Below are 25,403 nucleotides of genomic sequence, written 5' to 3'. Positions count from 1 at the left end.
TTGCAAGGGCCAAATTGCATGCACGTCTGCATCACTTTATTTTGCACAATTTTTAACGGGCTATCTTCTCCAATAAAGAAAAAATAAACCGGAATACCAATTTACCCCTCAACTATTCACGCCGGCAGTCCTGGGGTCAGGCGATCGGCAAGGTAAAGGTAAATTTACTGCCCTTACCCAGCTCGCTTTCGACATGGATCTCTCCACCGTTTTTACAGATAAAGTCCTTGGTTAGTTGCAGGCCGAGTCCTGTTCCTTTTTCCCCAGCGGTACCGTATCGGTGTTTTTCCTTCAGAACCGGCGTGAATAACCTGGACAGGGTAGTATTGTCCATGCCAATGCCGTCGTCTTGAATGGCTATTTCCCAAAAGGAGTCATTGATTTTGTTGCTGCTGATTTGTACCTGTCCGCCCCGGTTGGTGAATTTCAGCGCGTTGTTCAAGAGGTTTCGAACAATCAGGTTGCATTGTTCCCGGTCGGCCAGGCAATCGGTTTGGGGCGAGAGCAGGTCAATAATAGCGATGTCCTTTGCTTCCGATACCGGTTTGTAGAGGCTGATATTTTCTTTGAGGATTTTATTGATGGATACTTTTTCCGTGTCGGTCACGATTCCTTTCATTTGGCTTTTCGCCCAATGAAGCAGGTTGATCAGGGTAAAATGCACCTGTTCTACCTCGTTTCTTAACTGCGCTGAAACCAGCAGAAACTCTTCCTGGCTTAATTTTTCATCGACTACGTATTGCATGAGGCCTTTGAGGCTATTGATTGGGCTTTTGAGGTCGTGGCCGACGATGCTGAAGAGTTTGTCCTTGGTTTGGTTTACTTCAAATAGCTGGTTGGCCACCTTTTCGATTTCATTTTTTTGTTGGAGGATTTTTTTGTTCAGTGCTTCAAGTTCGTTTTTTTGTCGGGTCACCACGCCTCTGGCTTTCACCTGGTAGCGTATCGATCGAAGGGCCACAAAAAAGGCCACCAATAGAATGACCAGGATGATGGTAACACCCATCCGCAGGCGCTGCTCCATTCGGGCCTCGTTCCTAAGCTCATTTTCCCGTTGTTGCTGCAGGAGTTCGGCTTCTTTTTTTTCGAAGGCATATTCTGCCGCAAGTTTCTGAATTTGCTTTTCCGAATCCTGATTGAATATGCTGTCCTGGTAAGCCTTGTGTAATTTGAAATGGTACAGGGCTGCAGTCGCATTACGCTGCATTTCGTTCAGTTTGCTAAGCAACAAGTGGGCTCGTTGTATAACCGACTTGAGGTTACTTTCCATCGCCATTTCCAAGCTTTCCTGAAAAGCGTTTTTGGCGGCAGTCAGTTTTCCCAAATTCATCTGCGCCTCACCGATGCCCAGGTAATCTTCGGCAGTTCCCGCCTTGTCCTTGATCTCCTGGTCCAGGCTCAGACCCGATTCAAAATGGAACAAGGCTTCCGCAAAGTTTTGTTGGGCCAGATTGATCTCTCCGATATTGAAATGACTGGCGGATGCCAATCGCTTGTTGTCGATCGCTGTCCCAATTGCAAGGGAAGACTGGAAGTTTTCCAGGGCCTGATCGTACGCACCGGTGTGTTTGTAGATGTCGCCAATGTTTAGCATGGAAGAAGCGACACCCAGCTGATCGTTTGCTTCCTTGCGAATCGCAAGGGCTCTTTGGTGATAGTTGAGCGCTCTGTCGGTATCTTCCATATCCAGAAAGACCAGACCCAGGTTGCTTAGCGTTCTGCTTTGCTCGATTTTGGACAGGTGCTTTTCCTTTATTTCCAGCGATTTGAGGTAGGCAGTGACCGACTCTTCCAAAATACCCCGATCGTAATAGTTAAGCCCGATACTATGGTAGGTATTGGCCAACCCCTTCCAGTATTGATTTTCTTCGGCAATAAGGAGCCCCTCCCGAAAAAAGCCCATTGCCTGCTCGTACTCACCGCGAAGGTTGTGGTAGGCCCCGATGTTTCGGTACGCATCGACTACCCCTTCGATATAGCCGACCTTTTCGCTAGCGTCCAGGCTCTTCATTCCCAACAAAAAGGTACTATCCGGGTCCAGGTTGTAGTACAGTTCGCCCAGGTGGTTAATCAAATCGATGTAAGGCTTGTCTGGCGAAAAGTTTTCGCTACGTTCAATCGCATGCAATTCCAATTTCATGGAATCAATCGCTTCCCGCTGGCCAAACGTATGCTGAGACCAGGTAACAGCAGCAAAGGTCACGGATAAAAAAAGTATTTTAAGATTCAAAATCACTTTCAAGATTTCGTGTAATTGATTTTTGGTACCACTATCCTCAGTTGCAAAAATGGTGCAATTTCCAGTTTATTGTCGCATTTAAGCCGGCTTCTGTCATACAGGTTTGAATGCTAAGTGAATGTCTATGTATATCCTTTTTAAAATTAACTTCGGTTCAGAAATGTTCAGAAATTTTACGTCTAAAAAAATAAACCAATGATAACTGTAGGGTTGGTCCTGAATATGACTCTAATTTATTCATTTTCATTTAATTTTTATTTTATTTGAAATAATTAACTAAATAAATTCAAGAATTTTTTATACCGGGTTGCTTCACTAGCGAACGAACGAATGCTTCATGTGCGCTTACGTGTCCACAACCTGCTGGTTTTCAGTTTTTTCGCGTGCCAATTTGGCTGCTACCTGTTTTTAAGGGCCCCGGTTGCCCGGTTTGGTCCGCTACGTGTTTTTTTTTGAAGCGGCAATTTGACCGGCTAATTTCACAAGCTACCGTTTTATTTTTAGTTTTACGCCCGAAACCTGAACAAACAAACGCATGAAAAATATAGATCCGACCACCACCAATGCCTGGAAGCACTTAACTGAGGCAGCCAACGAGACCATTTCCATCAAAAAGCTGTTCGAAGAGGATCCCGCAAGGTTCGAAAAGTACCAGGTACGGTTCAAAGACATCCTGGTGGATTACTCCAAAAATCGCATCACAGACGGTATCCGCCAAACCTTGCTCGACCTGGCCGAACAGACCGAGCTAAAAGCGGCTATCGAGGCCATGTTTGAGGGCAAACTGATCAATGGCACCGAAAACCGGGCAGTGTTGCATACGGCTTTGAGAAACCGATCCAATAGCCCCGTCTACGTGGATGGAAAAAATGTCATGCCGGAAGTAAACAAGGTCCTGGAAAAAATGAGGGTCTTTTCGGAAAAGGTATCCAAGGGCGTGTGGAAAGGCTATACCGGCAAGCCCATATCCGCGTTGGTGAATATTGGCATCGGCGGCAGTGACCTGGGTCCTGTGATGGTGACAGAGGCGCTCAAACCGTTCCAGTTTCCGCACCTATCGACCTACTTCGTATCCAACGTGGATGGTTCGCACATTACCGAAGTACTGAAACAAGTAAATCCGGAGACCACGCTGTTTTTTATCGCTTCCAAGACCTTCACCACCCAGGAAACCATGACCAATGCCCACACGGCGCGCGATTGGTTTTTGGAAAATGCGCATGATAAAGAAGAGGTGGCCAAGCATTTTGTGGCCCTCTCTACCAATGGCAATGCGGTGCGGGAGTTTGGCATTGACCTTAATAACATGTTTGAATTTTGGGATTGGGTCGGTGGAAGGTATTCTCTGTGGTCGGCGATTGGCTTGACGATCGCCTGTGCCGTCGGTTTCGACAATTTCCGAAAACTTCTGGAAGGTGCCCATGCCATGGATACCCATTTTAGAAACGAACCATTTGATCGAAACCTACCGGTATTACTGGCCCTGATTGGTATCTGGAACACCAATTTTTTGGGAGCAGCATCGGAAGCCATTTTGCCCTACGACCAATACATGCACCGCTTTCCCGCCTATTTTCAACAGGGCAATATGGAAAGCAATGGCAAATACATCGACCGGGAAGGCCGGCCGGTAACCTATGCCACCGGTCCGATTATCTGGGGAGAGCCGGGTACCAACGGACAACATGCATTTTACCAATTGATCCATCAGGGAACCCAGATGGTGCCCTGCGACTTTATTGCTCCAGCGCATACCCACAATCCCCTGGGGGATCACCACCTCAAGTTGATGTCCAACTTTTTTGCACAAACCGAAGCGTTGATGAATGGAAAATCCCTGGAAGACGTGCGGGAAGAGATGGAAAAAGAGGGAAAAGCCCCCGAGATCATCGACAAAATTGCTCCGCACCGGGTGTTCGAAGGCAACCGTCCCACCAACTCGATTTTGGTGAAGAAAATCAATCCCTCCACATTGGGGGCCTTGATAGCCCTGTACGAGCACAAAATTTTTGTTCAGGGCGTGATCTGGAATATTTACAGTTTTGATCAGTGGGGTGTGGAACTGGGCAAAGTTTTAGCCAAATCCGTTTTGTCCGATTTGGTTTCACCGGATGAAGTCACCGGGCACGATGCTTCCACCAATGGGCTAATCAACGCATTCAAGAAATTCCGTCAGGAGTAATACATCCGGAAGCTATCGGCCGGGTTCAAATCAGGTGATTTGGTTGTGACTGATGGGCTTTTGTCGGGAACATTTAAACCGGTGCTCCTTTTTTGGGAGCAATTTCTCGTGTTTGGTGGCCCGGTTTTGTACCCGTTTTCTCCACCTTCGAAAGGCACTTGCTTTCAATTCGCGGCGCATCAGTTGGATAACTTCTTTTTCTGGGAGCCCAAATTGTCGGAAGATGGCATCAAAGGGGGTACGGTCCTCCCAAGCCATTTCCACAATACGGTCCCGGTCTTCGTTCGTTTGTTGCATGCCTGGTAAACTTTTATTTGTACCAATGGTTTTCCGGGTATGGAAGAAATTACCCTGGTTTGGCTGAAAAGAGACCTGCGCCTGCGCGACCATGCCCCGCTGAAAGGGGCCATCGAGCGCGGGCTTCCGATCCTGCTGGTATACGTGGCAGAACCCTCCCTGCTGCAGGCCGACCAAAGCGATAACCGGCACTGGCGTTTCGTTTGGGAAGGGTTATGCGACCTGAATCAATCTCTTGCGCCGGTGGGAACAAAGGTCCTGACCCTGTATTCGGAGGTCCTTGCAGCCTTGCAGACGATTCAGCGGCACGTTCGCATCCGCTACCTGTATTCCCATCAGGAAACCGGCATCCGGCTCACCTACGAACGGGACAAGGCAGTGACCGTTTATTGCCGGGAGCAGGGGATTAGCTGGTGCGAATGGCCGCAGCAGGGCGTACAACGGGGAAGAAAAAACCGAAGCGGCTGGTCCGAGCAGTGGGATACCTTTATGAACCAGCCCCTGGAGGATCCGGACTGGAAACGCGCTACGTTTTTGAATCCCGACCGCCTTGATTTTTTAAGGGATCTCTTTTGGCAGCAGCCCCCGGCACCCAACCCTGCGGGCATGCAGCAGGGTGGTGAAAAAAAAGCCCAGCGATACCTACGCAGTTTTCTGGAAGGTAGGGTGCGCGATTACAGCCGGCACATTAGCAAGCCGGAAGCGAGCCGAAGGAGTTGTTCCCGGCTTTCTCCCTACCTTGCCTGGGGTAATCTTTCGGTACGGCAGGTGTTTCAGGCCACCGAAACCCTACGAAAAAGTGGGGTTCACGCCGGCCAAATCCGGAATTTTCAATCCCGGTTGCGGTGGCATTGCCATTTCATCCAAAAGTTTGAAATGGAGCCCCGAATGGAACTGGCCCCGATCAATACCGGCTTTAGCGACTACGGCTACGATAAAAACCCGGTCCTGTTGGAGGCCTGGAAGCAGGGAACGACCGGCTTGCCGCTGGTGGATGCCTGCATGCGCTGCCTGACCGCAACGGGCTACCTTAATTTTCGGATGCGGGCCATGCTGGTTTCCTTCCTTACGCATCAGCTCAACCTGGATTGGCGAGAGGGGGCCGCCCACCTGGCTCGCTTGTTTTTGGATTTTGAACCCGGCATCCATTATCCCCAGCTTCAGATGCAGGCGGGGGTGACGGGCATCAATCAGGTACGGATATATAATCCGATAAAGCAGTCCCGCGAGCAGGACCCCGAGGGCCTGTTTATCAAAAAATGGGTGCCGGAATTGGCGGATATTCCGTTTCCGCATTTCCACGAACCCTGGAAAATGTCGCCCATTGAGCAACAGTTTTATCGTTTCAAGCCGGGGGAAACGTATCCCTTGCCGGTAGTGGACCCGGAATTGGCCTCCAAAAAAGCGCGGGACGCCATTTGGAAGGCGCAATCCCTGCCCCAGGTAAAGGCCGACGCCAAACGAATCCTCGCCAAACACACCCTTGCCAAACGCTGGCGCTAAGGATTACCAGCGATTGATGCAGGTTATGATGTAGTCCTGCTGTTCCTCGCTCAGGGCGGGATGAAGGGGCAGGCTGAGGGTTTGTCGGTGAATTTTCTCGGTAACGGGCAGCTGGTACCCCTGCAAAAGGGAGGCAAAGGCAGGCTGCCGATGCGGGGGTACCGGATAATGAATGGCCGTTTCGATGCCCTGGCTGGCCAAATAGGAGCGCAGGGAATCCCTTTGTTCCGTCAAAACGGTAAACAAGTGCCAGGTATGGTAAAAGGGTCTGCTTTCCGGCTCCGGAAGGAGCAAATCCGGATGGCTGAGGCGCTCCAGGTAACGGGCGGCCAGCAAGGCCCGTTGTTGGTTGTCCCGGTCCAGGTGGGGCAACTTCACCCGCAAAGCCGCCGCCTGAATCTCGTCCATTCGAAAATTGAATCCGGTATAGGCATACCGGTATTTTTCCGTACTTCCGTAATGCGCCAGGGCCCGTACGCACGCTGCCAATTCCGGATCGTCCGTGGTCACGGCTCCCGCATCGCCCAGGGCGCCCAGGTTTTTGGTGGGGTAAAAGCTATGGGCGGCTGCATGGCCCAGGCTGCCGGTTTTTTTGGCATTCCATTGGCTTCCCACCGCCTGCGCATTGTCTTCGATCAGCAGCAGGCCCTGGGAGTTTGCCCATTCGGCAATGGCTTCCGAATAGGCAGTTCTTCCGTACAAGTGGATCAACACCAGGGCTTTGGTTTTTGTACCCAACGAACGTTTCAGGGCAGGCAGGTCCGGGAGGAAGGTCTGAAGGCCGGGGTCTACGGGTACCGGAACCATTCCCTGATTGACGATCGCCAGGAAGGTGGCAATAAAGGTATTGGCCGGAACCAGTATCTCGTCGTTTGGTTGTAGCAGCCCCTGTTCCCGGTAGCCGCGCAGGATGAGTTCCAGGGCGTTGGTCCCGTTACTTACGGCAAGGACATGGCGGGTACCGATATAGGCACCGAATTCCTGTTCAAACTTTTCCGTGTGTTCCCCTACCAGATACTGCCCGGCTCGAACCACCTGCAAGGCGGATTGGCTCAATTGAGGCTCAAATCGCTGGTTGACGGCCTTCAGGTCGAGGAAGGGTATGTACGTATCGGGTTTCATGGAAAACAAGATTCCTTTTGGTTGCGAGAAGGATCGGGGCCGTAGGGGGAGCCCACGAGTTACCGGTTTATTTCCTTTATGTGTTGATTTTTCTTTTATTGCCGGATAATTGGCCTCTTTTTACTCGCCAAAGGTATGTATTAAAACGATTTTATGGCAAACTATCTTTGCATGCTGCTACTAGCGGTGCTGGCCTCCTGTTCGTTCAGGGGGATCACCGTGAAGGAAAACATCCCCTACATGGAAGAGGGCTTCCTGGAGGAAATGCCCGAAAAACGCCTTTCGCTTTTTGTTCCCAAAAGAGCCGCGGAACCTGTACCGGTGCTGGTATTTGTTCACGGGGGAAGTTGGCGATCGGGCAATAAGGAGCGCTACGGATTTTTCGGTAGACGAATGGCCCGTCGGGGGATTTTGACCGTGATCATCGATTATCCGCTGAGTCCGGCCTATCAGGTGCATGCCATGGGTCTGGCCACGGCCAAGGCATTGGATTGGGTCGCCACGAATAGTGCAGATTATGGCGGAGATCCCGAACGCATCGTGGTGTCGGGCCATTCCGCAGGCGGTCACCTCGCCGCCCTGGTGACGCTTACTAACCGGTATTTTGACAGCCTTGGCGTAGACAACCCCGTGGCTGGCGCCGCATTGATCGACGCGGCGGGCCTTGATATGTACCATTACCTCAAGGAACAGGACTATGCACCGGGGACCTCGCACCTGAAGACATTCACCGATGATCCGGAGGTATGGAAAGCCACCTCGCCGATCTACTTCCTTCGCGACGACATGCCACCGCTGCTCATCCTGATGGGAGGTAAAACCTACGACAGTATTCTGGAAGGAACCGCCCGATTTTTGGATGCCTACCGGGAATTTGAGCCCGAACCCAATTTTAAACGGCAAGACAACAAGCGCCACGTGCCCATGATGGCCCAGTTTCTGTACACCCCCGGAAGGGCATTTCGCTGGGTGCGGGACTTTGTGCTGGAGATCGACTGAACGGACAAAAAGTAAGGGATGGGCGGGCCAAAACGCCATCGTCCAGCACCTTTGTACCGGTATTACTTATCGTGGGAGGAAAACACATCAATGCGCGTGCGGCCTTCCAGCTGATAGGGGGCGCCGAGCAATTCCAGGCTTCCCCCGGAACCGATCACCAAACCGGCAGCGGCTTTAAAATCCACCGGCTCCCCCGGGTGAAAGACCTTGCTGGCCAGCTTTCGAAGCGAGGGGGGCGATTCTTCTGTCTGGAGCTCAAACAAGTCCCCAACCTGGTTTCCCTCCCCGTCTCTACCCGTACCCACCAGGTACAGGCGCTCCTGCTGATCGGTAAACAAATTGATGTTTTGGTAGGAATTCCAATCCGGGTCCGACCAATCGGACCGGGGTAGCTTGCTTGCGTCCAGACTGATTTGCAGATCAAAGGATCCGGTACCCTGCTCAAATTCGGCTTTCGGGCAGGTGTAGATGTCCAGGTTTCGGCTGTCCCAGTTGGCCACCAGTAGCCATAGTTTCTGCCGGTAGGCGGTAAGCCCGACGGCTCCCGCCGTGACCCGTTCGAAGGCCCCCTCCCGGAGCAGGCTGTAGTGTGGCTGGGCCCAGGGATTTTCCGCATGCAGGTCGTAAATCTGTACCCGGGAAGTCCTACGTTTTTGATTGTCCTCGATGCCAACGGCCAGGTACCGACCGTAAATCTGAAAGCCCCCTGCATGGCGAAAGGGGGCAGGCATCAGGCTGTCTACGGACACGATTCGCTTGCGTTGGGTATCCCCCAGGGCCATGTAGCTGTGGGTTTCGGTGCTACCGCTCAGGTACAATGCTGATTCCCCAAAACGCTGCATGCCCTGCAAGTGTCCGCCACGTGGATCGAAGGAAGGCTGGTAATCGAGGAAATAGGTCCGGGTTGGCAACGTGTCCAGATTCAGGAAGAGCTGCGTAAAATCCGGTACCAGCTGACGGGCTGTGGATTGAGCCTCTAGCGAGACTGGAAACGCCAGAAATAGCAGAACGAGTACAGCACAAACAAATTTCATTTCCTCTAGTTTATTGGGAGCTATAAAGGTAGCGCATCGCGGGAAATCGGCAAGGAAATGCGTCGATTTTGATCCGGTTTTCGGGCGATTATTCGCTGGGATCCGGTTTGAATAGCCTTCCGGAAAACCGGGAAAAGTCGGCAAAAGATGACCTTAGTAGATCCAGCGCGGGTACTGGCTTCGTAGCTTAGAAAACAATAGAAAACAAAATCAACTTCATGGGGCGGATGTACCCGAAAACTAAAACCAATTCAAATGAAAAAGACAGCGGAATTCAAACAAGGAAAACTGGCGGTTGACCGGAGGCAGTTTCTGGAAAAGTCGGGAATGGTCTCTTGCATGGCCCTTTTTGGGCTGGGCTTTTTTACCAGTTGCACGGAAGAAGAAGATCCCATGCCCGATCCCGATGCGGGCAACGGTGGAGGCGCCGGCAACGGCATACAGGTGACGCAGCAGGCCGTGCAAATCGATTTGGATCGAAACGAAGCCCTGGCGAGTTCCGGGGGCTGGTTGCTGATCACCCAGGCCCGTGTTTTGGTGGTCAATGTCAACGGTCAGTTCAATGCGCTCACCTCGGTTTGTACCCACTCCCAATGCGATCGAAACTGGTCCTATGGCAACGAGGTGTTTACCTGTTCTTGCCACGGTTCCCGCTTCGATACCAACGGACAGGTGGTCAATGGCCCTGCTTCCAGCCCGCTGAGATCCTACGGGGTCAGCCGTGATGGGGACAACCTAACCATCAGCTTGTCATGAGGCGGATGGTCCTGCGCTTTCTTTCGCTGATCCTCCTGCTGCTTGCAAGCGAGGCCAACGCACAGCGGTACCAGACGGAAGCCGGTGAGGTGGTCTTTTTGTCGACCGCCGCACTCAATGAATTCACCGGTGAATCCAGCCAACTAAACGGATTGCTGGACTTGGAAAGCGGCCTGATTGATTTTTACATCGATCTCAATACGCTGGACACGGGCATTGGGCTACGGGATCGACACATGCGGGACAATTACCTGGAAACAAAAAAATATCCTTTCGCAGAGTTCTCCGGAAACCTGGAAAAATCCGGCCCGCTGGAATTGAATGAGCCATTGGAGGTGCAGGCCCGGGGAACCTTTACCCTCCATGGAAAGGAGAAGTCGATGACTATCACCGGGACCCTCACGCAGCTTTCAGCTTCGGAAATCCTTTTGGAAACCGGTTTTGAGGTGGTATTGGGAGATTTTGACATTGAGATCCCGAAACTGATGTTCTACGAATTGTCCGAAACACAAACGGTGACCATCCAGGCACGCTTAAAAAAAACTGATTTATGAACCGATCGCTTCTGCTGACGCTGGCGCTTCTGCTGGTGCAGGGAATTTCCCTGGCCCAACTCGAACGAAAACTGGCCGACACCGACCGCGCCACGGAATTGACCTTCCATGCACCCCGGCACATCAACTTGCTGACGGTGGAGCCGCTGGACAAGAAGGTCCTGCATTTCGCCATCATGCATACCTTCGGTCCGGTGTCCGGAGGCTTGCGCAACCTGTATGGTCTGGATAATGGGGCCAATATCCAATTTAGTTTTGAATATGCCTTTGATGAGCGGTTTTCGCTGGGTGCCTCCCGATCGGGCAGGGATAAATTCTACAACCTGTTTGGCCGGTACCACCTGGTCAAGCAAACCGAGAGCGGGAGTGTTCCGATCTCCGTTTCGCTGATGGGTGCGGCGGGCGTCAATACAGCCGACTACGGTTTTCTGCAGGAAGCGGCGCCAACTTTCAGCGAGCGGAGCAGTTTTGCCGGGCAACTGATGGTGGCACGGAAGTTTTCGGAAAAACTCAGCCTGCAAGTTAGCCCCATGTTTGCCTATTTCACCGAGCCCTTGCCTGCCTACCTGATCGAAGGGGAGCAGCAGTTGTACCTGGGGCTGGGCTTTTCCGGAAAATACAAACTTACCGGAAAGTCTTCCCTGACCCTGCAATGGATCCCAAACCTGAACAGCGATTTGCGGAACAACCTGGGGCTGGGAATCGATCTGGAAGCGGGGGGGCATGTTTTTCAGCTCTACTTCGTCACTTCCCAAAACCTGAACGAACAGTACCTGCTTGCCGGGGGAAATGGTTCTCCTGGTGAGGAATTCCGACTGGGCTTTAATGTTAACCGCATTTTTGCCAGCGGGCGAAAATAGTGCCGATGAATGCTGGCTACACCGAGTTGGAATGCTGCTACAGCAGGATAAGCATAAAATAGATGGGAAAACCGATCGTGATATTGATTGGAAAGGTCACGGCCAATGCCATGGGTAGGAAGATGCCCGGATTGGCTTTCGGGACGGCCATCTTCATGGCAGCTGGAACGGCGATGTAGGAGGCGGATGCGGCCAGGATGGCCAGCATGAACCGATCTCCGGGCTCCGAACTTACCCAGCCGCTAAGCAGGGCCACCAGCGATCCGTTGATCAGCGGAATCACAACGGCGAATACACTGGTAAACCAACCCGAACGCAAGAAATCCGAAAGCTTCTTGCCGCTTGTGATCCCCATATCCAGCAGAAAGATCGCCAAAAAGCCCTTGAAAATATCCGTGGTAAAGGGCTTGATTCCTTCCGCCTCCTGCTCGTTTGCCAGGAAGCCGATCACCAGGCTCCCCAGAATAAGGAAGACGCTTCCATTGGTCATGGAATGTTTCAGCAGGCCTCCCAGGCTGGTCTGCCTGCCTTCTCCGTCGCCAAACCAGCGAATAAGCAATACCCCGAGGATGATGGCAGGGGCTTCCATCAGCGCCATAATGGCGACCATGTGCCCGCTAAACGTGTAGTTTTGAAGTTCCAGAAAACTGGCAGCGGTCACAAAGGTAACGGCACTTACCGATCCGTAGGCAGCGGCGATTGCCCCGGAGTTTTCGATCCCCATGCGTTTTTTTAGTATAAAGAACGTATACAAGGGTATGACACAGGCGGTGACCATGCCAAAAAGGATGGACCAGACGATCTCCATGCCAAAAGGACTGTGGGCCAATTCCTGTCCGCCCTTAAAACCGATCGCAAACAGCAAATACAGGGAAATAAATTTGGAGGAATTATCGGGGATTTTTAAATCACTTTTGAGCTTTACTGCGAGTATCCCGAGAAAAAAAAACAAAAGGGCAGGGTTGGTCAGACTCTGCAGGAGTAGTTGTAAATTCATAGACGGGGTTAAAGGGATAAATAGTGGGTTTAACTAATGGAGATTGCAGATGGCTTCCAGGCTTCCACAGGTACGGCCTCCAATTTTTGGCAAGGGGGATCGATCAGCATGCCCCCGATGCCTATTCCTTCCTCACGGAGGACTCCTTCGATCAGGGGATGCCGGGCCAGCTTCTGACAAAGGCTGCCGATATGCAGCAGTGCCAGTTCCCGTACCTTTTCCTGTTCCGATTCGAGCGGATTTATCCGGTAATAATGATCGATATACAGTTCAAATAGCTCCTTCTCCGCGTAGGAATCCAACTCCCGGGAGTGGTTGACGATTTTCTTTTTTAGGGGGCAATCCAGGTTATGCACCAGGATGATTTGGGCTATCGGACCATTTTTTAAAAACTCCACCACTGCCTCGACGAACCGCACCTCTTGAAACCGGAAAACCGAACCCAGCGCGGTGAGAAAATAATGATGCAATCCGAATTTTCTTTGGATATAGCTTTCCGCAAAACCTAGAGGACAAACTAAATACAGGTTCTTTTGCATGAGACAAGGACTATTTGTTCCTACAAACCTAAGGAGGATATTTAATTAATAAAAATTTATAATTATTATAAAGTACATAAAAAAAATTAATGATAAGGCTTTTTCCTTTCGATCCGAATCTGGCTTTTTCCTAGTACTTGATGTACCACTCAAAATTCTTTTGGATGATGGCAGGCGCTTCCCGTTTGATGTAGGCGATAAATGCCTGGGCTACGGGACTGTGGTTTTTTCCTTTTACCCATACCAGTTGCCACATGGTCGCCATGGGCAGGCCTTCCAGCGGAAATATCTTAATATCGCCGTTGTTTAGTTCGTTTTTTAGCCCGATGAGGGGCATGATGGAAAAACCGAGTCCGGCGATGACGGCTTGCTTGACGGCTTCGTTGGAAGTCAATTCGATTTTTTTGGCAATGGACCAGTGGCTTTGTTCCACAAAGGCTTCCATCATTTGCCGGGTTCCGGACCCTTTTTCCCGGTAGATCCAATTCAAGGTATTGAACTGTTCGTTGATCGTGAGGCTTTCGTTGATGGAGGCTTTGGAGTTACCCACCAGGTACAGCTTGTTGGGGAGCAGGTCGATGTGCTCCAGGTTGAGCTTTTGGGGAAGGATGGAAACCATGGAAAAATCCACCTCGTTGTCCTCCAGGCTTTCGATCACCCGCTGCTTGTTGGTCACGTCCATCAGCAGTTCTACGCCCGGATTCCTTCGCAAAAACTCGGAAAGAAAGTACGGCATCACGTATTTCGCCGTGGAGACAATGGTAATTTTCAGTCGCCCGGCCAGCTGTCCTTTGTATTGCAGGGTTTTTTGGTTGATGCCGTTTACCTGATTGATGATTTCGGAGGCTGCTTCGGCGATTTCCTTTCCAAATTCGGTGATGTATATTTTCCTACCCACGACCTCGGTAAGGGGAATGTCGAATTGTGCCTGGAAATTCTTTAGCTGTATGGAGACTGCCGGCTGGGTTAAGTGGAGTTGCTCCGCAGCTTTGGTCACGCTTTGGGTTTGGGCAACCTTTAAGAAGACCTGCAGTTGATTTAATGTATAATGCATTGCTTATGTATTATGCACCAAATATATTTATTTATTTATTGTCTGCGAATTTTTCGGCGGGAATTCTTTCGTATCCGATCCAGGTCGATTTGCGGTGCTTGCCTGTGTTCAGGCCGACTATCCGCTTGCATGCAGCCGGAGCGGGAGGTGTTTCGATGAAAAAATTCGAAAAAAGGGTGAAAAAACCGTCGGGGGGCAGTCTTGCGGGAGCTGGCTGCACCAGCATTTCCCGGTAGGTTACGGCGACCCTACCGGCCTATCGGGGAAAGTGCCTTAGACGGAAATCAGCTTGAAGTGACACTGCTTGTTTTGTTGTTGCTGCCTGGCAATTTTCAGTTTGAGGTGGTAAAAGGCCTCCAGGAGTCGGGCGCTATCGTATTCGCCGGCATCGATTGCCTTGAAACCGGCTAATTCGATCCATTTTTTTACCTTGGATTTGTTTTCGTTGTTTGCTCCGCAATAGTACGTTTCCTGAATGACGCCCAGGGGATCGGAGAGGGGATAGTCCAGGCCCAGGTTATTGAAGGCTTTGTACAGGTTTTTACTGCCCAGCTTTTCCATGGGGGGAAAGGTGTCGCCCGCGTTTTCCTCCGCATAGGTGCCATTGGTGCAGTCGATGATGATTTTATTGGGATCATTGACCTGCAGCAAGCTGTCACAGATGCCGGGCAGGCATTGGGTTTCACAACAGATAAAGACCAACTCCGCATGGGCGATGGCTGCGGCATAAGGCAGAACCTTGTCGGAATTCTTGTTGTAGATTTTCCAGGCAATGTCTGTGATTTGAAAATTCTTTTTTACGCCAAAAACCACGTTGATGCCCCTGTTCATGTACCGGTACCCCAGATTTCTGGCCAGTCCGCTGTCTCCTAAAATTGCGATATTCATTCTTTCTACCTGTTTATTTTCCTACTACCCGATCGCATTGTCTGGCCTATTGGTAGGGGAAATGTAAACAAATAAGCTGGATATATAAAATAATATAGTGAAATAATTGTATTAATAAAATAAAATACAGGAATGGTAGGGTATAAGGCAAATTTTGCTAGACAAAATTCGCTTGCTCTTTTCGGACCCGTCCTACGCTTCGTCTAATTGGCTGCCCACCAGCAGGGCCAGTAGCAGCAGTCCGGAAAAGACGAGCAGCATCACCTGAATGCCAAAAAAACCAGCCAGCGTGCCCAGGGCTGCGCCAATCAGTGTAAAAAGGCCAATGGCGGTATTGGATAGGGATACGTAGGAGGGACGGTCCGCGTCCGGCGCAAAATCCACCAAGTAGGTTTTTCGGCTTAGTCGGGCACCTCCGTGTACCATGACCTGAATGAGAAAAAGCAGGGCAAAAAGGTACCGGTGCTGCAGCACATCCGGCCAGAGCGGGAAGGAAGCCATAAGTGCCACATTCGTCATACCAATTGCGGCGACAATCAACATCAGCTTTTTGCTGGACCGGTCGGCAAACCTTCCCCAGAAGGGACTACTGACCACGCCGGCGATTCCGGCTGCCAGCACCATCAGCCCCAGATTGGATACTGCTTCGCCCAGCTGTTGCCGCCCCAGGATAACGAAAAAGGGTTGGGCCAGGGGGATGGCCATCAACAATCCCCGGGTCAGGATAAACAGGCGCAGGTTGCGGTCCGCCTGCCAAAACTCCCAGGCTTTTTTTAGTTCCTGTAGGGGTGTCCTGCCTCCGGAGGTGGCGCCTTTCTCTTCCACGATACGGCTAAAGATAACTCCAGAAATCGCCCACAATACTGCGCCGGAAAGTACTAGCAAAAAGAGCAGGTATCGGTCACTGTCTTCGGATAGGTCGGTCAGTAACAGTGCACCGGCTACCAGGGTAAGGATGCCCCCGGCCGTGGCCCGCATGGCCAGTAGTTGGCCTCGTTTTCCTTTGGGAATGGTTTTGGCGGTGACATCTTTGAAACCAATGCTCGCTACTCCGCTGCTGCCGCTGAAGACCGCCAGGCAAGCCAGAACCAGCCAGCCAGCCCATGCCCCTTCTGCGGTCAATACCACAAGGGCCATGGCCAGTAGGGAAAGGGCCTGTACCCAGGCAGGGATGACCCAAAACCATTTTCTTCGGGGATACGATCGGATTTTAGCCGAAACCAGCAACTGCGGCAGCAGGGAGCCCGCATCTTTGATGGGAACCAGGGCGCCCGAAAATGCCCCCGGTACACCCATGGCCGCCAGAATCCAGGGAAGGGTGGTCCCGGGGTGAACCAGCTGTTCGGCTAGCTTGGACAGGGCACCGCTGCTCACGTTTTTGGCAAAATTATAGGGCGTCTCCCGGCAAGCCGTTTCCGAAATATTGGCGCAAGCCCGCACTTCGCCCTCATCGGTGATCCATTCGTATACCTTTTCGGTTAAATCTTCGTTGGTTTTCATGCAGTATGCGGAAAAATGGTGCGAACAAAAGTAAAAATTATCCCTTTCCTATCCAGTAATTGGTGCAATGTTTGCGGTTTCCACCGTAGATTTTTAACACATTAACCAATCATCATGGATACATTTCACGTACAAATTCTCAATAAAAAACAGGTAACGCACGACACCTACGCTTTTCAGGTAGAGAAGCCGGAAGGGTATACGTTTGAACCCGGACAGGCCACGGAAGTAAGTTTGCTGAAAGAAGGCTGGGAAGAAGAAAAGCGCCCCTTTACCTTCACCAGTTTGCCTTCCGATGCCCACCTGGAGTTTACCATCAAGACCTATCCTGACCACGAAGGGGTCACCAAGCGGCTACGGGATGCGGAAGTCGGCGATCGGCTGGAAATTGGCGATGCCTGGGGAGCCATTTCCTACAAGGGGCCTGGTGTGTTTATCGCCGGAGGAGCGGGAATTACGCCGTTTATTTCCATTTTGCGGGACTTGCGGCAGAAGAATGCGGTAGGTACCAACGAACTGATATTTGCCAATAAGACCAACGATGACATCATTCTTTTCGAGGAGCTTAAAACCATATTGGGCCATAAGTTTTACAACATCATCGGAAAGCAGGCCGATACCGCTTACGATCAGGGAAGGATCGACAAGGCGTATTTGGAAAAGAAAATCACGGATTTTACCGATCGGCAGGTTTATCTTTGCGGACCGGATGGCTTTATGAAGGCGGTAGAAAAGGCGCTGCAGGAGTTGGGCGTAAAACCCGATTCCCTGGTGTTTGAGCAGTAAGCAGCAGTTAGTTACGCTGTCTACTTTGTGGCAGTTACCTGGATAAATTCCACCCGAAACTGCTCGGGCTGGGTGCTTCGCCCTCCGCCACGGCGGAGGGAATTGTGCACGTTTTGGTTTAGGGAGTTCAACGCCTTGCCGTCCTTCAGCCCGATAGTATTCCCCAATTTTCGCAGCAAAAGCGTGTTTCAGCGAATCCCTCGTTCACCGTTAGGCCAGGGCGGCGATAACTTTTGCCAGTTTTTCCCTGACTTCCCGGGCCAGGGGTTTAATTTCCTCCTTGCCTACGGGCACCATGGCGGCTTCCGGGTCAATGGCAGACACTTCAAACTTGCCGTCGGGCAGCTGCCGGATACTGACATTGCAGGGCAGCATGGCCGTCATGTGGGGGTCGGCCGTCAGCACTTTGTCGGCGAAGACCGGATTGCAGGCACCCAGTATCAGCATGGGCGGGTAGGCCTTGTCCAGTTTCTTTTTCATGGTGGCCTGAATATCGATTTCGGTCAATACACCGAAGCCCTCTTCCTTAAGGGCGGCTGTTACTTTTTCTTTGACTAGGTCGATAGAAGCAGCTTCCATTATTTGATCCATGTGGTAATTCATCGTGCAGTTTATTTTGGTTAAAAGATTACCTAAAGGTACGCGAAATTCGTGCCATTGCCGGTGACCTGGGTCACAGGAGTGCAGGTAGCCTGCCGGAAAAATGGCTGCGGCCCTTCAGGTGACCATCCGAAGAATGGCCATAAAGTGAAAGACCGTGCCACCCAGCACAAAAAGGTGCCAGATAGCATGGGCATACCGCATCTTTTTGTTGGTGTAGAAAAAGACGCCCACCGTATACGCCAGGCCTCCTGCGGCGATCAGCAGGAGGGTCGGAAGGGAGAGCTGGGCCAGTAGGGGTCGGATAAAGAAGATCGCCAGCCAGCCCATGCTGAGGTACAGGGCCAGCGATAGTTTTGCAAAGCGGTGGGTGTAAAAAAGTTTGAATACCAGTCCGATCAGGGTAAGGCCCCAGACGATGGCCAGGTAAATCCAGCCGGCTGTTCCGCCCAGCCCGATCAGCAGGAAGGGGGTATAGGTACCGGCAATGAGAAAATAGATGCTGATATGGTCAAAGGTGCGCAGCAGGGACTTAACCGGGCCCGGAGGAAAGGCATGGTACAGGGTAGAGAAGGTGTACATGAGCAGGATGGTGCCGCCAAAGATGCTGCAACTCGCCACGTCCAGCGGGCTGCCGTTGAGTACCGAAAATACCACCAGCAAAGCAATGGCCACGATGCTAAACAGTATCCCAAAAAGGTGGGTTATGCTGTTGGCAAACTCCTCGTTCAGGCGTTGCGTTCGTTCCATTGGGGCGGGGCATTTGGTGCTTTTGCAAATATCGGGTACAAAAGCACAGGGAACCAACCTTTCGCCGGGTTTCGGCAGGGAAATCTGTTCGGGCGGGGATGGCGGTTACCAGGGCCAAAAGAAAAAGACCCCGATGGACACCGGAGCCTTTTTTTTAAAAAGATTCAAGGAGTAATAAAAAAATCGTCGCTGTATTACTGGATCAAAAGTAGGTTTTCCTTCCCGGAAAGCCGGGGATCGCCGGTTAAGGATTCGTTATAAAATCACCGGTCAATTAATATTTCAGTAACATCTTTTCCGAGCGGGCCCAAATACCGGCGGTATGTCGGCTAAATTTTGTATTTTTGCAGGAATTTATGAAAGCAAGAACCTTAAAAAAAGACAAAGTCAATATCATCACCATGGGCTGTTCCAAAAACCTGGTGGACTCCGAAGTGTTGCTGAGCCAGCTCCGGGGAAACGGCATTGACGCCCGGCACGAATCCAATGCCGGGGACACTAACATCGTCATCATCAATACCTGCGGCTTTATCGACAATGCCAAGCAGGAATCGATCAATACCATCCTGGAGTACGCCCAGGCCAAGGAGCAGGGCCTGGTGGACAAGGTCTATGTCACCGGTTGTCTTTCCCAGCGGTACAAAGACGAGCTGGAGGTAGAAATACCCCAAGTGGACGCCTTTTTTGGTACCCGGGATTTGCCGGCCCTGTTGAAGAAGTTTAAAGCCGATTACAAGCACGAGCTGGTGGGGGAGCGCTTGCTTACGCATGCTTCCCATTATGCCTACATGAAGATTTCAGAGGGTTGCGACCGGCCCTGTTCCTTCTGCGCCATTCCGCTGATGCGGGGAGGCCACGTGTCCCGTCCCATCGAGGAGTTGGTCAAAGAGGCCGAACACAAGGCTGCCAACGGTACCCGGGAACTCTTGCTGATCGCCCAGGACTCCACCTATTACGGCCTGGATTTGTACAAGAAGCGCCGCCTGGCCGACCTGCTGCAGGCACTTTCGCAGGTGCAGGGCATCGATTGGATCCGCCTGCACTACGCCTACCCAACCGGTTTTCCCCTGGACGTGCTGGACGTGATGGCCGCCAACGAAACGATCTGCAATTACCTGGACATTCCCCTGCAACACGGGTCCAGCGCGGTGCTAAAGGCCATGCGCCGGGGCACCACCCGGGAAAAGCAGGAAGCCCTGATCGGGGAGATCCGCGAGCGCGTTCCCGGCATCGCCATCCGCACCACCCTGATCGCCGGTCATCCCGGAGAGGGGGAGCGGGAGTTTGAGGAAATGATGGACTTCGTGCAGCGCATGCGCTTTGAGCGATTGGGCGTCTTTACCTATTCCCACGAAGAGAACACCCATGCCCATAGCCTGCCCGATGATGTGCCGGCGGAGGTGAAGCAGGAGCGGGCCAATCGGCTGATGGAGGTACAAGAACAAATTTCCTTCGAACTCAATCAGGAAAAAATCGGAAAGAGCTTTAAGGTATTGATCGATAAAAAGGAGGGAGGTTATTTTGTGGGGCGTACCGCCTACGATTCGGTGGAGGTAGACAACGAGGTCCTGATCGATGCCAGCAGTCAGTATTGCCGGATTGGTGATTTTGTACAGGCCCGAATCACCGATGCCACCGAGTTTGATTTGTACGGAGAGGTCGTCAACCCCGGTACCGAATAACTCATTGTTTGCAAAATACACTACCCATGCAGTTAGTAGAAGTCAGCACCCAAGCGCAGCAAAAGGAATTTGTCGAGATGGCCGCCCGGCTTTACCGGGAGGAGAAAAACTGGATCCGGCCGCTGGACAAGGACATCGAGGACCTGTTTCATCCCGAAACGAATAAATTGTATAAAAGCGGCGGAAAGGCCATTCGTTGGCTGCTGCTGGACGAGCAGGGGCAGACCATTGGCCGGAATGCGGCCTTTGTCAATCCCAAGTGGAAAGAAAAGCAGCCCACCGGGGGCATGGGTTTTTTTGAATGTATTCACGATAAAGCGGCTGCCTTTTTGCTTTTTGATGCCGCCCGGGATTGGCTGCAAGCGCAGGGGATGGAAGCTATGGACGGCCCGGTCAATTTTGGCGAGCGGGACAAATGGTGGGGCCTGTTGGTGGAGGGTTTTTCCCCGCCGAACTATAATATGTACTGGCATTTCCCGTATTACCGCTCCTTTTTCGAGGAATACGGGTTTCAGATTTATTTCCGGCAGTTTACCTACATGCGCAAGGTGCGGGGGGTGGTGATGGACCCCAAGATCGAAGCCCGGGCCAAAATCATCCGGGAAGACAAGAATATCAGCTTCCGCTACCTGAAGGGGAAGGAACTCTGGGACAAATTTCCGGAGTATTTTATGAACGTTTATAACAAGGCTTGGGCGGGCCATATGGGAAAAACCATTTCCGAACGGGAGGCTCGGCTGATCCTAAAAAACATGAAGCCCATCGTGGATCCGTACCTGGTCTACTTTGGCTTTTACAAAGAGGAACCCATTTCCTTTTTTGTGAGCATTCCGGAAATCAACCAGGTCTTTAAGTATGTCAATGGCAAGCTGGACCTGATTGGTAAATTGAAATTTCTTTGGCACAGGGCCGTGCATCCTCCTGACAAGATGCTGGGATTGGTATTTGGGGTGGTGCCCGAATTTCAAGGCAAGGGCGTGGAAAGCGCCATGGTGACCGAATACCGGGACAATATTGCCGAAAAGAAATTGTCCTACGAGACGATTGAGATGAACTGGATTGGCGACTTCAATCCAAAGATGATGCGGGTGTGCGAGCAACTAAACGCCAGCATCTTCAAAACGCACCATACGTACCGGTACCTCTTTGACCGGGAAAAACCTTTCGAACGCCATAAAGTACTGGGATGAAACGACTATACACTTACCCCCATCTGATTTGGATCGCCTGCACCGGGACGATCTTTCTACTTCTTTCCGGTTTGGCCGCGGCACAGGAGGCGGACAGGCAGCATTCTCCGGCCTTGCAGGAGATCCTGGAAGCCTCCGGGCTACATGGCAGCCTGCTGGTGTACGATGCGGGCGAAGACCGGTACTATTCCAACGACTTCGCCCATGCCGAGCGGGGGCAGTTGCCTGCTTCTACGTACAAGATTCCCCATTCCCTGATTGCCCTGGACCTGGGGATTGTGGCGGATGCGCAGAGCCTGTTTGTCTGGGACGGGCAAGCGCGGGGCATGGCCCAATGGGAGCAGGATTTGACCTTTACGCAGGCCTTTCACCTGTCCTGCGTACCCTGCTACCAGGAAATTGCCCGGAAAGTAGGGTTGGACCGGATGAAGGACTACCTGAGCCGCCTGGATTACGGGCGCATGGATGTGCGGGCCGACAACCTGGATCAATTTTGGCTACGTGGTGATTCGCGGATCAGCCCGATGGAACAAATCCGCTTTTTGCGCCGCCTGTATGCGGGGGATTTGGATCTGGCTTCGGAGACGCAGGTCCGTTTTCGGGAGATGATGGTCATGGAGGAAAGCGAGGCCTACCGGCTGAGTGGCAAGACCGGCTGGTCGGTGGATCAGGGGGTAGACAATGGCTGGTTTGTGGGCTACCTGGAGCAGGGGGCAGCGGTGTACTTTTTTGCCAGCAACCTGGCCCCCGGCCCGGGAGTCAGTGATGGGGAATTTCTGGAAGCCCGAAAAAGCCTGACCCTGCAGGCGCTGCGGGTGCTGGGGTTTTTGTAGGGGGGCTCGGGCAGCTACGGCCGATTGGTCTCCGGATCCACGGTGGAAATCTGGTACCCAACCAACTGTTGGTTCATGTAATCCTGCCAGGTCACCACGTTGATTTTCTCCTTCTCGGCATAGGCGTAGCCGTATTCGTAGCAAAAAAAATAATAGTTGCCTTTTTGGGTGATGTATTGGTGGGTAAAGAAATTGAAGTCAAATCCCTGCCGGGTGAGGATTTCCCTGCGAACGGCCGTCAGTCCTATTGGGTTGAGGTTTTGCAAGATCCGCCGATTCTTTCGCAGGATCTTATTGATATCCAAAATGGTTTTTTCGCTTTTCCGCTTGTTTCGATTATGTCGTTGAAAGCGGCATTCGTCCGAGCAGAAAATTTTATCTTCTCTACCATGGATAACATCTCCACATTCGGGGCATTTCCGATCCATATCCGTGTTTTTACACGTGTATAAACGTTTATACACGTGTAAAAATACGGATATTATTTTTCGAATTCTTTTTTTTACCACAAAAAAAAGATCAAGATGGAAAAGAAAGCCACCGTTTATTTGAATTTCTGCGAAGAAAGCAACAAGGACCGGGTGTATTTCCGGCTTAAAGCAGATCATCCGCTCAGAAGCAAGGTTACCGGTCAGGCCTGGTTGGAATTCCAGGCGGATCAGGGACGCTGGGAAATGGACTATTCGGATCACAGCCTTCAGTTGCTCAGGCAGTTATGTCTTCCCGATTCCCTGCTGAATACCTATTACCTGAACCGTGAACCGGTGACCTATTCATCGGGCTGCCAGGTATTGAAACCCGAGTCGGATAAGCAGGCAGGTGGGCAGGGAATGGGTTTACCTACGTTATGGGCGATGCCCATACTTCACGAGGGGTGTACCTTGATTAAGTATTCCTTTTCCTACAGCAAGCCCATCTACCGACTCCTAAAAGCACAATCCTTCTTAAAATGGAATGAATCATACCGGTGCTTTGTGGGCAATAACGACTCCAGCGATTTCAAGGTCCTCATTCGGGAGCTTAGAGGAATAGCCCTGTTGAATTTCCGGAAAGGGATCGAGATCAGGGACATGGAATTGCTCCAACAGTATCAGGCGCAGTGGGACAAGGGTGGCCATCGAAAAAGTTGTCGGGTGGATTTTCTGGAGATGATGCAGGCCCGGAATTACAGTGAACGGACCCTGGTTACCTATAAAAAAATGATTGAGCGCTTTATCAATGATCCTCGTTGGCTGGATCGGGATATGGGAGAGGTAACCGTATCTGACATCAATCGGTACCACGAGGAATGGTCTTCCCGGGGAGGGTCCGCCGCCTCTATCCACCAGTCGGTGAATGCGCTCCGCTTGTATGTTGCCCATTTGGGTAGGGGTAAATTGGTACTTTCCGATATCAGTCGTCCAAAGAAGGAAAAGGTACTTCCGAAAGTATTGAGCAAGGAAGAGGTAAAAGCCTTGCTAAAAGCCAGTGAAGTCAACGAAAAGCATTACCTGATCCTGATGTTGTTGTATGGGGGAGGATTGGGGATAGGGGAGCTGATTCGGCTCAAAAAAGGGGATCTGGAAATAGACCGAAAAATGGTACGTGTACTACAGGGGAAAGGAAAAAAAGACCGGTATACCCTACTGCCGCTAAGCATTCTGGACCGGCTAAAGCGCTACTTGGCTGCGGCGGATGTGAAGGAATACGTATTTTCCGGACAATTTGGGGGAATGTACAGCAGCAGCAGTATTCAGCAATTTATTCGTAAATACGCCGGTGCAGCGGGGATTAGGAAGCAGGTAAATCCGCACATGCTGCGGCACAGTTTTGCTACCCATTTATTGGAGGGGGGTACGGACCTGCGGTACATTCAGCAGCTGTTGGGTCACAACTCCAGCAAGACCACGGAGGTATACACCCATGTGAGCAGCAAACACCTGGGACAGATCGTCTCTCCGGGAGATTTGCTGGATAGCTAAGCGGAATAGAAATGAAAAAGCTAGTTGAATTTTATTGGAATTTTTCTATCTTTAGGAGGCTGTGTTTGTACGGCCAAAAGGGGACTAACCGCAACGGCTGCGGTTAGCCAATAGTTGGGCTTCATACAAAACAGACCACTAAGTGAAGAATAAAATTTTTAAAATATTGAGCATAATTCTTTTCCTATTCATCACTTCTTGTGATTTAAGTGAAAAGACAATTGATAATATTTCTTCCAACTACATTACACTCAATGACTCTAAAGTTCATTACAAAGAATATGGACAAGGTGAAAAAACATTGATTTTCATTCACGGTTGGGGATGCGACCTGAACACGTGGAAGTATCAATTTGACTACTTCAAAGATAAATATCATTTAGTGCTTATTGATTTGCCGGGTTATGGACAAAGCGACAAAGTCGAACAGGATTACACCATTGATTTATTCGCTGAATCTGTTTCAGCGGTAATCCGTGATTTAGAAATAAAGAAACCTGTATTGGTTGCTCATAGTATGGGTCTACCAATTGCGATTGAAGTCTTGAAACAATTGAATACTGAAAACTCTATACTGATCAATATTGATGGCGTGTATTTTGACTTTCCAACTGACAGCATAGAAAATAATCAATACAAAGAAGGCTTGACTCAATTTGCTAATATGTTCAATGGTGAGAATTACAAGCAAAATGTAGAGCAGTTCTGTAGTGGCTTTATCACAGGAACAACCCCGGAATATGTCAAGAATTATATTCTCTCAACGATGATAGAAACACCTCAGAAAGTCGGATATCAGTCAATGAAAAGTTTAATAGACCAAAAATATTGGGACAAGAAAACACTCAAAAATCAGACGATTTCAATTTATGCAAAATCTGATGAATTACCGCCTGACAATGCAAATGTATTAAAGACGAAGTTTCCAAACTTGACCTATATTGAGATGGATAGTGTAAATCATTTTCTTATGATGGAAAAACCAAAGAAAGTGAATGAAATATTGACAGAATTTATCGAAAAATAAAGTACGAAAGCCCAACATTGTATATGCGCTATGTGCCTGCCGCAGGCGCA

24 protein-coding genes are annotated in these 25,403 nt (G+C 50.8%); 12 read left to right on the top strand and 12 right to left on the bottom strand.

What is annotated here, in order from left to right:
- Positions 1 to 136 precede the first annotated feature (136 nt).
- On the bottom strand, positions 137 to 2,230 hold the full coding sequence (locus BMW71_RS16580) for an ATP-binding protein (RefSeq protein WP_143057658.1): 2,094 nt from the start codon (positions 2,228 to 2,230) through the stop codon (positions 137 to 139).
- A 544-nt stretch (positions 2,231 to 2,774) separates the two neighbouring features.
- Between BMW71_RS16580 and pgi the strand changes: the two genes are divergently transcribed.
- A complete protein-coding gene (pgi, locus tag BMW71_RS16575; RefSeq protein WP_092176496.1) occupies positions 2,775 to 4,421 on the top strand; it encodes a glucose-6-phosphate isomerase in 1,647 nt (548 codons plus the stop codon).
- Positions 4,422 to 4,451: 30 nt separating this feature from the next.
- Here pgi and BMW71_RS16570 read toward each other — a convergent pair whose 3' ends face one another.
- Complete coding sequence (locus tag BMW71_RS16570; protein WP_092176493.1) at positions 4,452 to 4,718, bottom strand: TIGR03643 family protein; 267 nt, start codon at positions 4,716 to 4,718, stop codon at positions 4,452 to 4,454.
- A gap of 39 nt (positions 4,719 to 4,757) precedes the next feature.
- On the opposite strand from BMW71_RS16570, the gene BMW71_RS16565 reads away from it, so the two are divergent.
- Positions 4,758 to 6,221 carry a cryptochrome/deoxyribodipyrimidine photo-lyase family protein gene (locus BMW71_RS16565; RefSeq protein WP_092176491.1) on the top strand — a complete coding sequence of 488 codons (1,464 nt, stop codon included), beginning with the start codon at positions 4,758 to 4,760 and terminating at the stop codon, positions 6,219 to 6,221.
- Positions 6,222 to 6,224: 3 nt separating this feature from the next.
- On the opposite strand, the gene BMW71_RS16560 is transcribed toward BMW71_RS16565, so the two are convergent.
- The gene (locus BMW71_RS16560; protein WP_092176488.1) at positions 6,225 to 7,343 is read right to left on the bottom strand and encodes a DegT/DnrJ/EryC1/StrS family aminotransferase; all 1,119 of its coding nucleotides are present in this window, start codon (positions 7,341 to 7,343) and stop codon (positions 6,225 to 6,227) included.
- A gap of 153 nt (positions 7,344 to 7,496) precedes the next feature.
- Between BMW71_RS16560 and BMW71_RS16555 the strand changes: the two genes are divergently transcribed.
- Positions 7,497 to 8,342 (top strand): alpha/beta hydrolase, encoded by an 846-nt coding sequence (locus BMW71_RS16555; RefSeq protein WP_092176485.1) that lies wholly within the window; start codon positions 7,497 to 7,499, stop codon positions 8,340 to 8,342.
- Positions 8,343 to 8,404: 62 nt separating this feature from the next.
- Here BMW71_RS16555 and BMW71_RS16550 read toward each other — a convergent pair whose 3' ends face one another.
- Positions 8,405 to 9,376 (bottom strand): hypothetical protein, encoded by a 972-nt coding sequence (locus tag BMW71_RS16550; RefSeq protein ID WP_092176483.1) that lies wholly within the window; start codon positions 9,374 to 9,376, stop codon positions 8,405 to 8,407.
- Positions 9,377 to 9,631: 255 nt separating this feature from the next.
- On the opposite strand from BMW71_RS16550, the gene BMW71_RS16545 reads away from it, so the two are divergent.
- Genes BMW71_RS16545 through BMW71_RS16535 form a run of 3 tightly spaced genes read left to right on the top strand, consistent with a single transcriptional unit; the run spans position 9,632 to position 11,546 of the window.
- On the top strand, positions 9,632 to 10,132 hold the full coding sequence (locus BMW71_RS16545) for a QcrA and Rieske domain-containing protein (protein WP_092176480.1): 501 nt from the start codon (positions 9,632 to 9,634) through the stop codon (positions 10,130 to 10,132).
- Positions 10,129 to 10,686 carry a YceI family protein gene (locus tag BMW71_RS16540; protein ID WP_244891205.1) on the top strand — a complete coding sequence of 186 codons (558 nt, stop codon included), beginning with the start codon at positions 10,129 to 10,131 and terminating at the stop codon, positions 10,684 to 10,686. The genes BMW71_RS16545 and BMW71_RS16540 overlap by 4 nt, the downstream gene beginning before the upstream one ends.
- Positions 10,683 to 11,546, top strand: a complete 864-nt coding sequence (locus BMW71_RS16535) for a DUF5777 family beta-barrel protein (protein ID WP_092176478.1) — start codon at positions 10,683 to 10,685, stop codon at positions 11,544 to 11,546. The genes BMW71_RS16540 and BMW71_RS16535 overlap by 4 nt, the downstream gene beginning before the upstream one ends.
- 37 nt (positions 11,547 to 11,583) lie before the next feature.
- Here the strand turns inward: BMW71_RS16535 and BMW71_RS16530 are convergent, their stop codons facing one another.
- From BMW71_RS16530 to BMW71_RS16505, 5 genes are all read right to left on the bottom strand, one after another.
- Complete coding sequence (locus BMW71_RS16530) at positions 11,584 to 12,543, bottom strand: sodium-dependent bicarbonate transport family permease (RefSeq protein ID WP_092176475.1); 960 nt, start codon at positions 12,541 to 12,543, stop codon at positions 11,584 to 11,586.
- A gap of 29 nt (positions 12,544 to 12,572) precedes the next feature.
- On the bottom strand, positions 12,573 to 13,013 hold the full coding sequence (locus BMW71_RS16525; protein WP_143057657.1) for a hypothetical protein: 441 nt from the start codon (positions 13,011 to 13,013) through the stop codon (positions 12,573 to 12,575).
- 199 nt (positions 13,014 to 13,212) lie between these two features.
- A complete protein-coding gene (locus BMW71_RS16520; RefSeq protein ID WP_092176470.1) occupies positions 13,213 to 14,136 on the bottom strand; it encodes a LysR family transcriptional regulator in 924 nt (307 codons plus the stop codon).
- A gap of 273 nt (positions 14,137 to 14,409) precedes the next feature.
- Entirely contained in the window at positions 14,410 to 15,024 is a 615-nt protein-coding gene (locus BMW71_RS16510; protein ID WP_092176466.1) for an NAD(P)-binding domain-containing protein, read from the bottom strand.
- 192 nt (positions 15,025 to 15,216) lie between these two features.
- Positions 15,217 to 16,524: an MFS transporter gene (locus tag BMW71_RS16505; protein WP_092176463.1), complete on the bottom strand. Its 1,308-nt coding sequence runs from the start codon at positions 16,522 to 16,524 to the stop codon at positions 15,217 to 15,219.
- 114 nt (positions 16,525 to 16,638) lie between these two features.
- On the opposite strand from BMW71_RS16505, the gene BMW71_RS16500 reads away from it, so the two are divergent.
- Positions 16,639 to 17,310: an FAD-binding oxidoreductase gene (locus tag BMW71_RS16500; protein WP_092176461.1), complete on the top strand. Its 672-nt coding sequence runs from the start codon at positions 16,639 to 16,641 to the stop codon at positions 17,308 to 17,310.
- Positions 17,311 to 17,520: 210 nt separating this feature from the next.
- On the opposite strand, the gene BMW71_RS16495 is transcribed toward BMW71_RS16500, so the two are convergent.
- Entirely contained in the window at positions 17,521 to 17,901 is a 381-nt protein-coding gene (locus tag BMW71_RS16495; RefSeq protein WP_244891204.1) for a DUF302 domain-containing protein, read from the bottom strand.
- 126 nt (positions 17,902 to 18,027) lie between these two features.
- Positions 18,028 to 18,660 carry a PAQR family membrane homeostasis protein TrhA gene (gene trhA, locus BMW71_RS16490; RefSeq protein WP_092176455.1) on the bottom strand — a complete coding sequence of 211 codons (633 nt, stop codon included), beginning with the start codon at positions 18,658 to 18,660 and terminating at the stop codon, positions 18,028 to 18,030.
- A 356-nt stretch (positions 18,661 to 19,016) separates the two neighbouring features.
- Here trhA and rimO point away from each other — a divergent pair, with 356 nt between their 5' ends.
- Genes rimO through blaOXA form a run of 3 tightly spaced genes read left to right on the top strand, consistent with a single transcriptional unit; the run spans position 19,017 to position 22,365 of the window.
- Positions 19,017 to 20,342: a 30S ribosomal protein S12 methylthiotransferase RimO gene (rimO, locus tag BMW71_RS16485; RefSeq protein ID WP_092176453.1), complete on the top strand. Its 1,326-nt coding sequence runs from the start codon at positions 19,017 to 19,019 to the stop codon at positions 20,340 to 20,342.
- Between the two features lie 26 nt (positions 20,343 to 20,368).
- Complete coding sequence (locus BMW71_RS16480; protein ID WP_092176450.1) at positions 20,369 to 21,532, top strand: hypothetical protein; 1,164 nt, start codon at positions 20,369 to 20,371, stop codon at positions 21,530 to 21,532.
- Entirely contained in the window at positions 21,529 to 22,365 is an 837-nt protein-coding gene (gene blaOXA, locus BMW71_RS16475) for a class D beta-lactamase (protein WP_092176447.1), read from the top strand. The genes BMW71_RS16480 and blaOXA overlap by 4 nt, the downstream gene beginning before the upstream one ends.
- A 14-nt stretch (positions 22,366 to 22,379) precedes the next feature.
- On the opposite strand, the gene BMW71_RS16470 is transcribed toward blaOXA, so the two are convergent.
- On the bottom strand, positions 22,380 to 22,793 hold the full coding sequence (locus BMW71_RS16470) for a hypothetical protein (protein ID WP_177179683.1): 414 nt from the start codon (positions 22,791 to 22,793) through the stop codon (positions 22,380 to 22,382).
- A 96-nt stretch (positions 22,794 to 22,889) separates the two neighbouring features.
- Between BMW71_RS16470 and xerA the strand changes: the two genes are divergently transcribed.
- Positions 22,890 to 24,326, top strand: a complete 1,437-nt coding sequence (gene xerA, locus BMW71_RS16465) for a site-specific tyrosine recombinase/integron integrase (RefSeq protein WP_092176445.1) — start codon at positions 22,890 to 22,892, stop codon at positions 24,324 to 24,326.
- A gap of 142 nt (positions 24,327 to 24,468) precedes the next feature.
- Positions 24,469 to 25,353, top strand: a complete 885-nt coding sequence (locus BMW71_RS16460; protein WP_092176442.1) for an alpha/beta fold hydrolase — start codon at positions 24,469 to 24,471, stop codon at positions 25,351 to 25,353.
- Positions 25,354 to 25,403 lie beyond the last annotated feature (50 nt).

The sequence above is a fragment of the Cyclobacterium xiamenense genome (assembly GCF_900109255.1).
GTDB classification, from domain to species: domain Bacteria; phylum Bacteroidota; class Bacteroidia; order Cytophagales; family Cyclobacteriaceae; genus Cyclobacterium; species Cyclobacterium xiamenense.
The sequence above is the reverse complement of the archived record's forward strand: the minus strand, read 5'-3'. Positions and strand labels throughout refer to the sequence as shown.

Coding starts and splice junctions, on each gene's coding strand:
- pgi (WP_092176496.1), top strand. CDS start 2,775: ATGAAAAATATAGATCCGACCACCACCAATGCCTGGAAGCACTTAACT.
- BMW71_RS16570 (WP_092176493.1), bottom strand. CDS start 4,718: ATGCAACAAACGAACGAAGACCGGGACCGTATTGTGGAAATGGCTTGG.
- BMW71_RS16565 (WP_092176491.1), top strand. CDS start 4,758: ATGGAAGAAATTACCCTGGTTTGGCTGAAAAGAGACCTGCGCCTGCGC.
- BMW71_RS16560 (WP_092176488.1), bottom strand. CDS start 7,343: ATGAAACCCGATACGTACATACCCTTCCTCGACCTGAAGGCCGTCAAC.
- BMW71_RS16555 (WP_092176485.1), top strand. CDS start 7,497: ATGGCAAACTATCTTTGCATGCTGCTACTAGCGGTGCTGGCCTCCTGT.
- BMW71_RS16550 (WP_092176483.1), bottom strand. CDS start 9,376: ATGAAATTTGTTTGTGCTGTACTCGTTCTGCTATTTCTGGCGTTTCCA.
- BMW71_RS16545 (WP_092176480.1), top strand. CDS start 9,632: ATGAAAAAGACAGCGGAATTCAAACAAGGAAAACTGGCGGTTGACCGG.
- BMW71_RS16540 (WP_244891205.1), top strand. CDS start 10,129: ATGAGGCGGATGGTCCTGCGCTTTCTTTCGCTGATCCTCCTGCTGCTT.
- BMW71_RS16535 (WP_092176478.1), top strand. CDS start 10,683: ATGAACCGATCGCTTCTGCTGACGCTGGCGCTTCTGCTGGTGCAGGGA.
- BMW71_RS16530 (WP_092176475.1), bottom strand. CDS start 12,543: ATGAATTTACAACTACTCCTGCAGAGTCTGACCAACCCTGCCCTTTTG.
- BMW71_RS16520 (WP_092176470.1), bottom strand. CDS start 14,136: ATGCATTATACATTAAATCAACTGCAGGTCTTCTTAAAGGTTGCCCAA.
- BMW71_RS16510 (WP_092176466.1), bottom strand. CDS start 15,024: ATGAATATCGCAATTTTAGGAGACAGCGGACTGGCCAGAAATCTGGGG.
- BMW71_RS16505 (WP_092176463.1), bottom strand. CDS start 16,524: ATGAAAACCAACGAAGATTTAACCGAAAAGGTATACGAATGGATCACC.
- BMW71_RS16500 (WP_092176461.1), top strand. CDS start 16,639: ATGGATACATTTCACGTACAAATTCTCAATAAAAAACAGGTAACGCAC.
- BMW71_RS16495 (WP_244891204.1), bottom strand. CDS start 17,901: ATGGATCAAATAATGGAAGCTGCTTCTATCGACCTAGTCAAAGAAAAA.
- trhA (WP_092176455.1), bottom strand. CDS start 18,660: ATGGAACGAACGCAACGCCTGAACGAGGAGTTTGCCAACAGCATAACC.
- rimO (WP_092176453.1), top strand. CDS start 19,017: ATGAAAGCAAGAACCTTAAAAAAAGACAAAGTCAATATCATCACCATG.
- BMW71_RS16480 (WP_092176450.1), top strand. CDS start 20,369: ATGCAGTTAGTAGAAGTCAGCACCCAAGCGCAGCAAAAGGAATTTGTC.
- blaOXA (WP_092176447.1), top strand. CDS start 21,529: ATGAAACGACTATACACTTACCCCCATCTGATTTGGATCGCCTGCACC.
- BMW71_RS16470 (WP_177179683.1), bottom strand. CDS start 22,793: ATGGATCGGAAATGCCCCGAATGTGGAGATGTTATCCATGGTAGAGAA.
- xerA (WP_092176445.1), top strand. CDS start 22,890: ATGGAAAAGAAAGCCACCGTTTATTTGAATTTCTGCGAAGAAAGCAAC.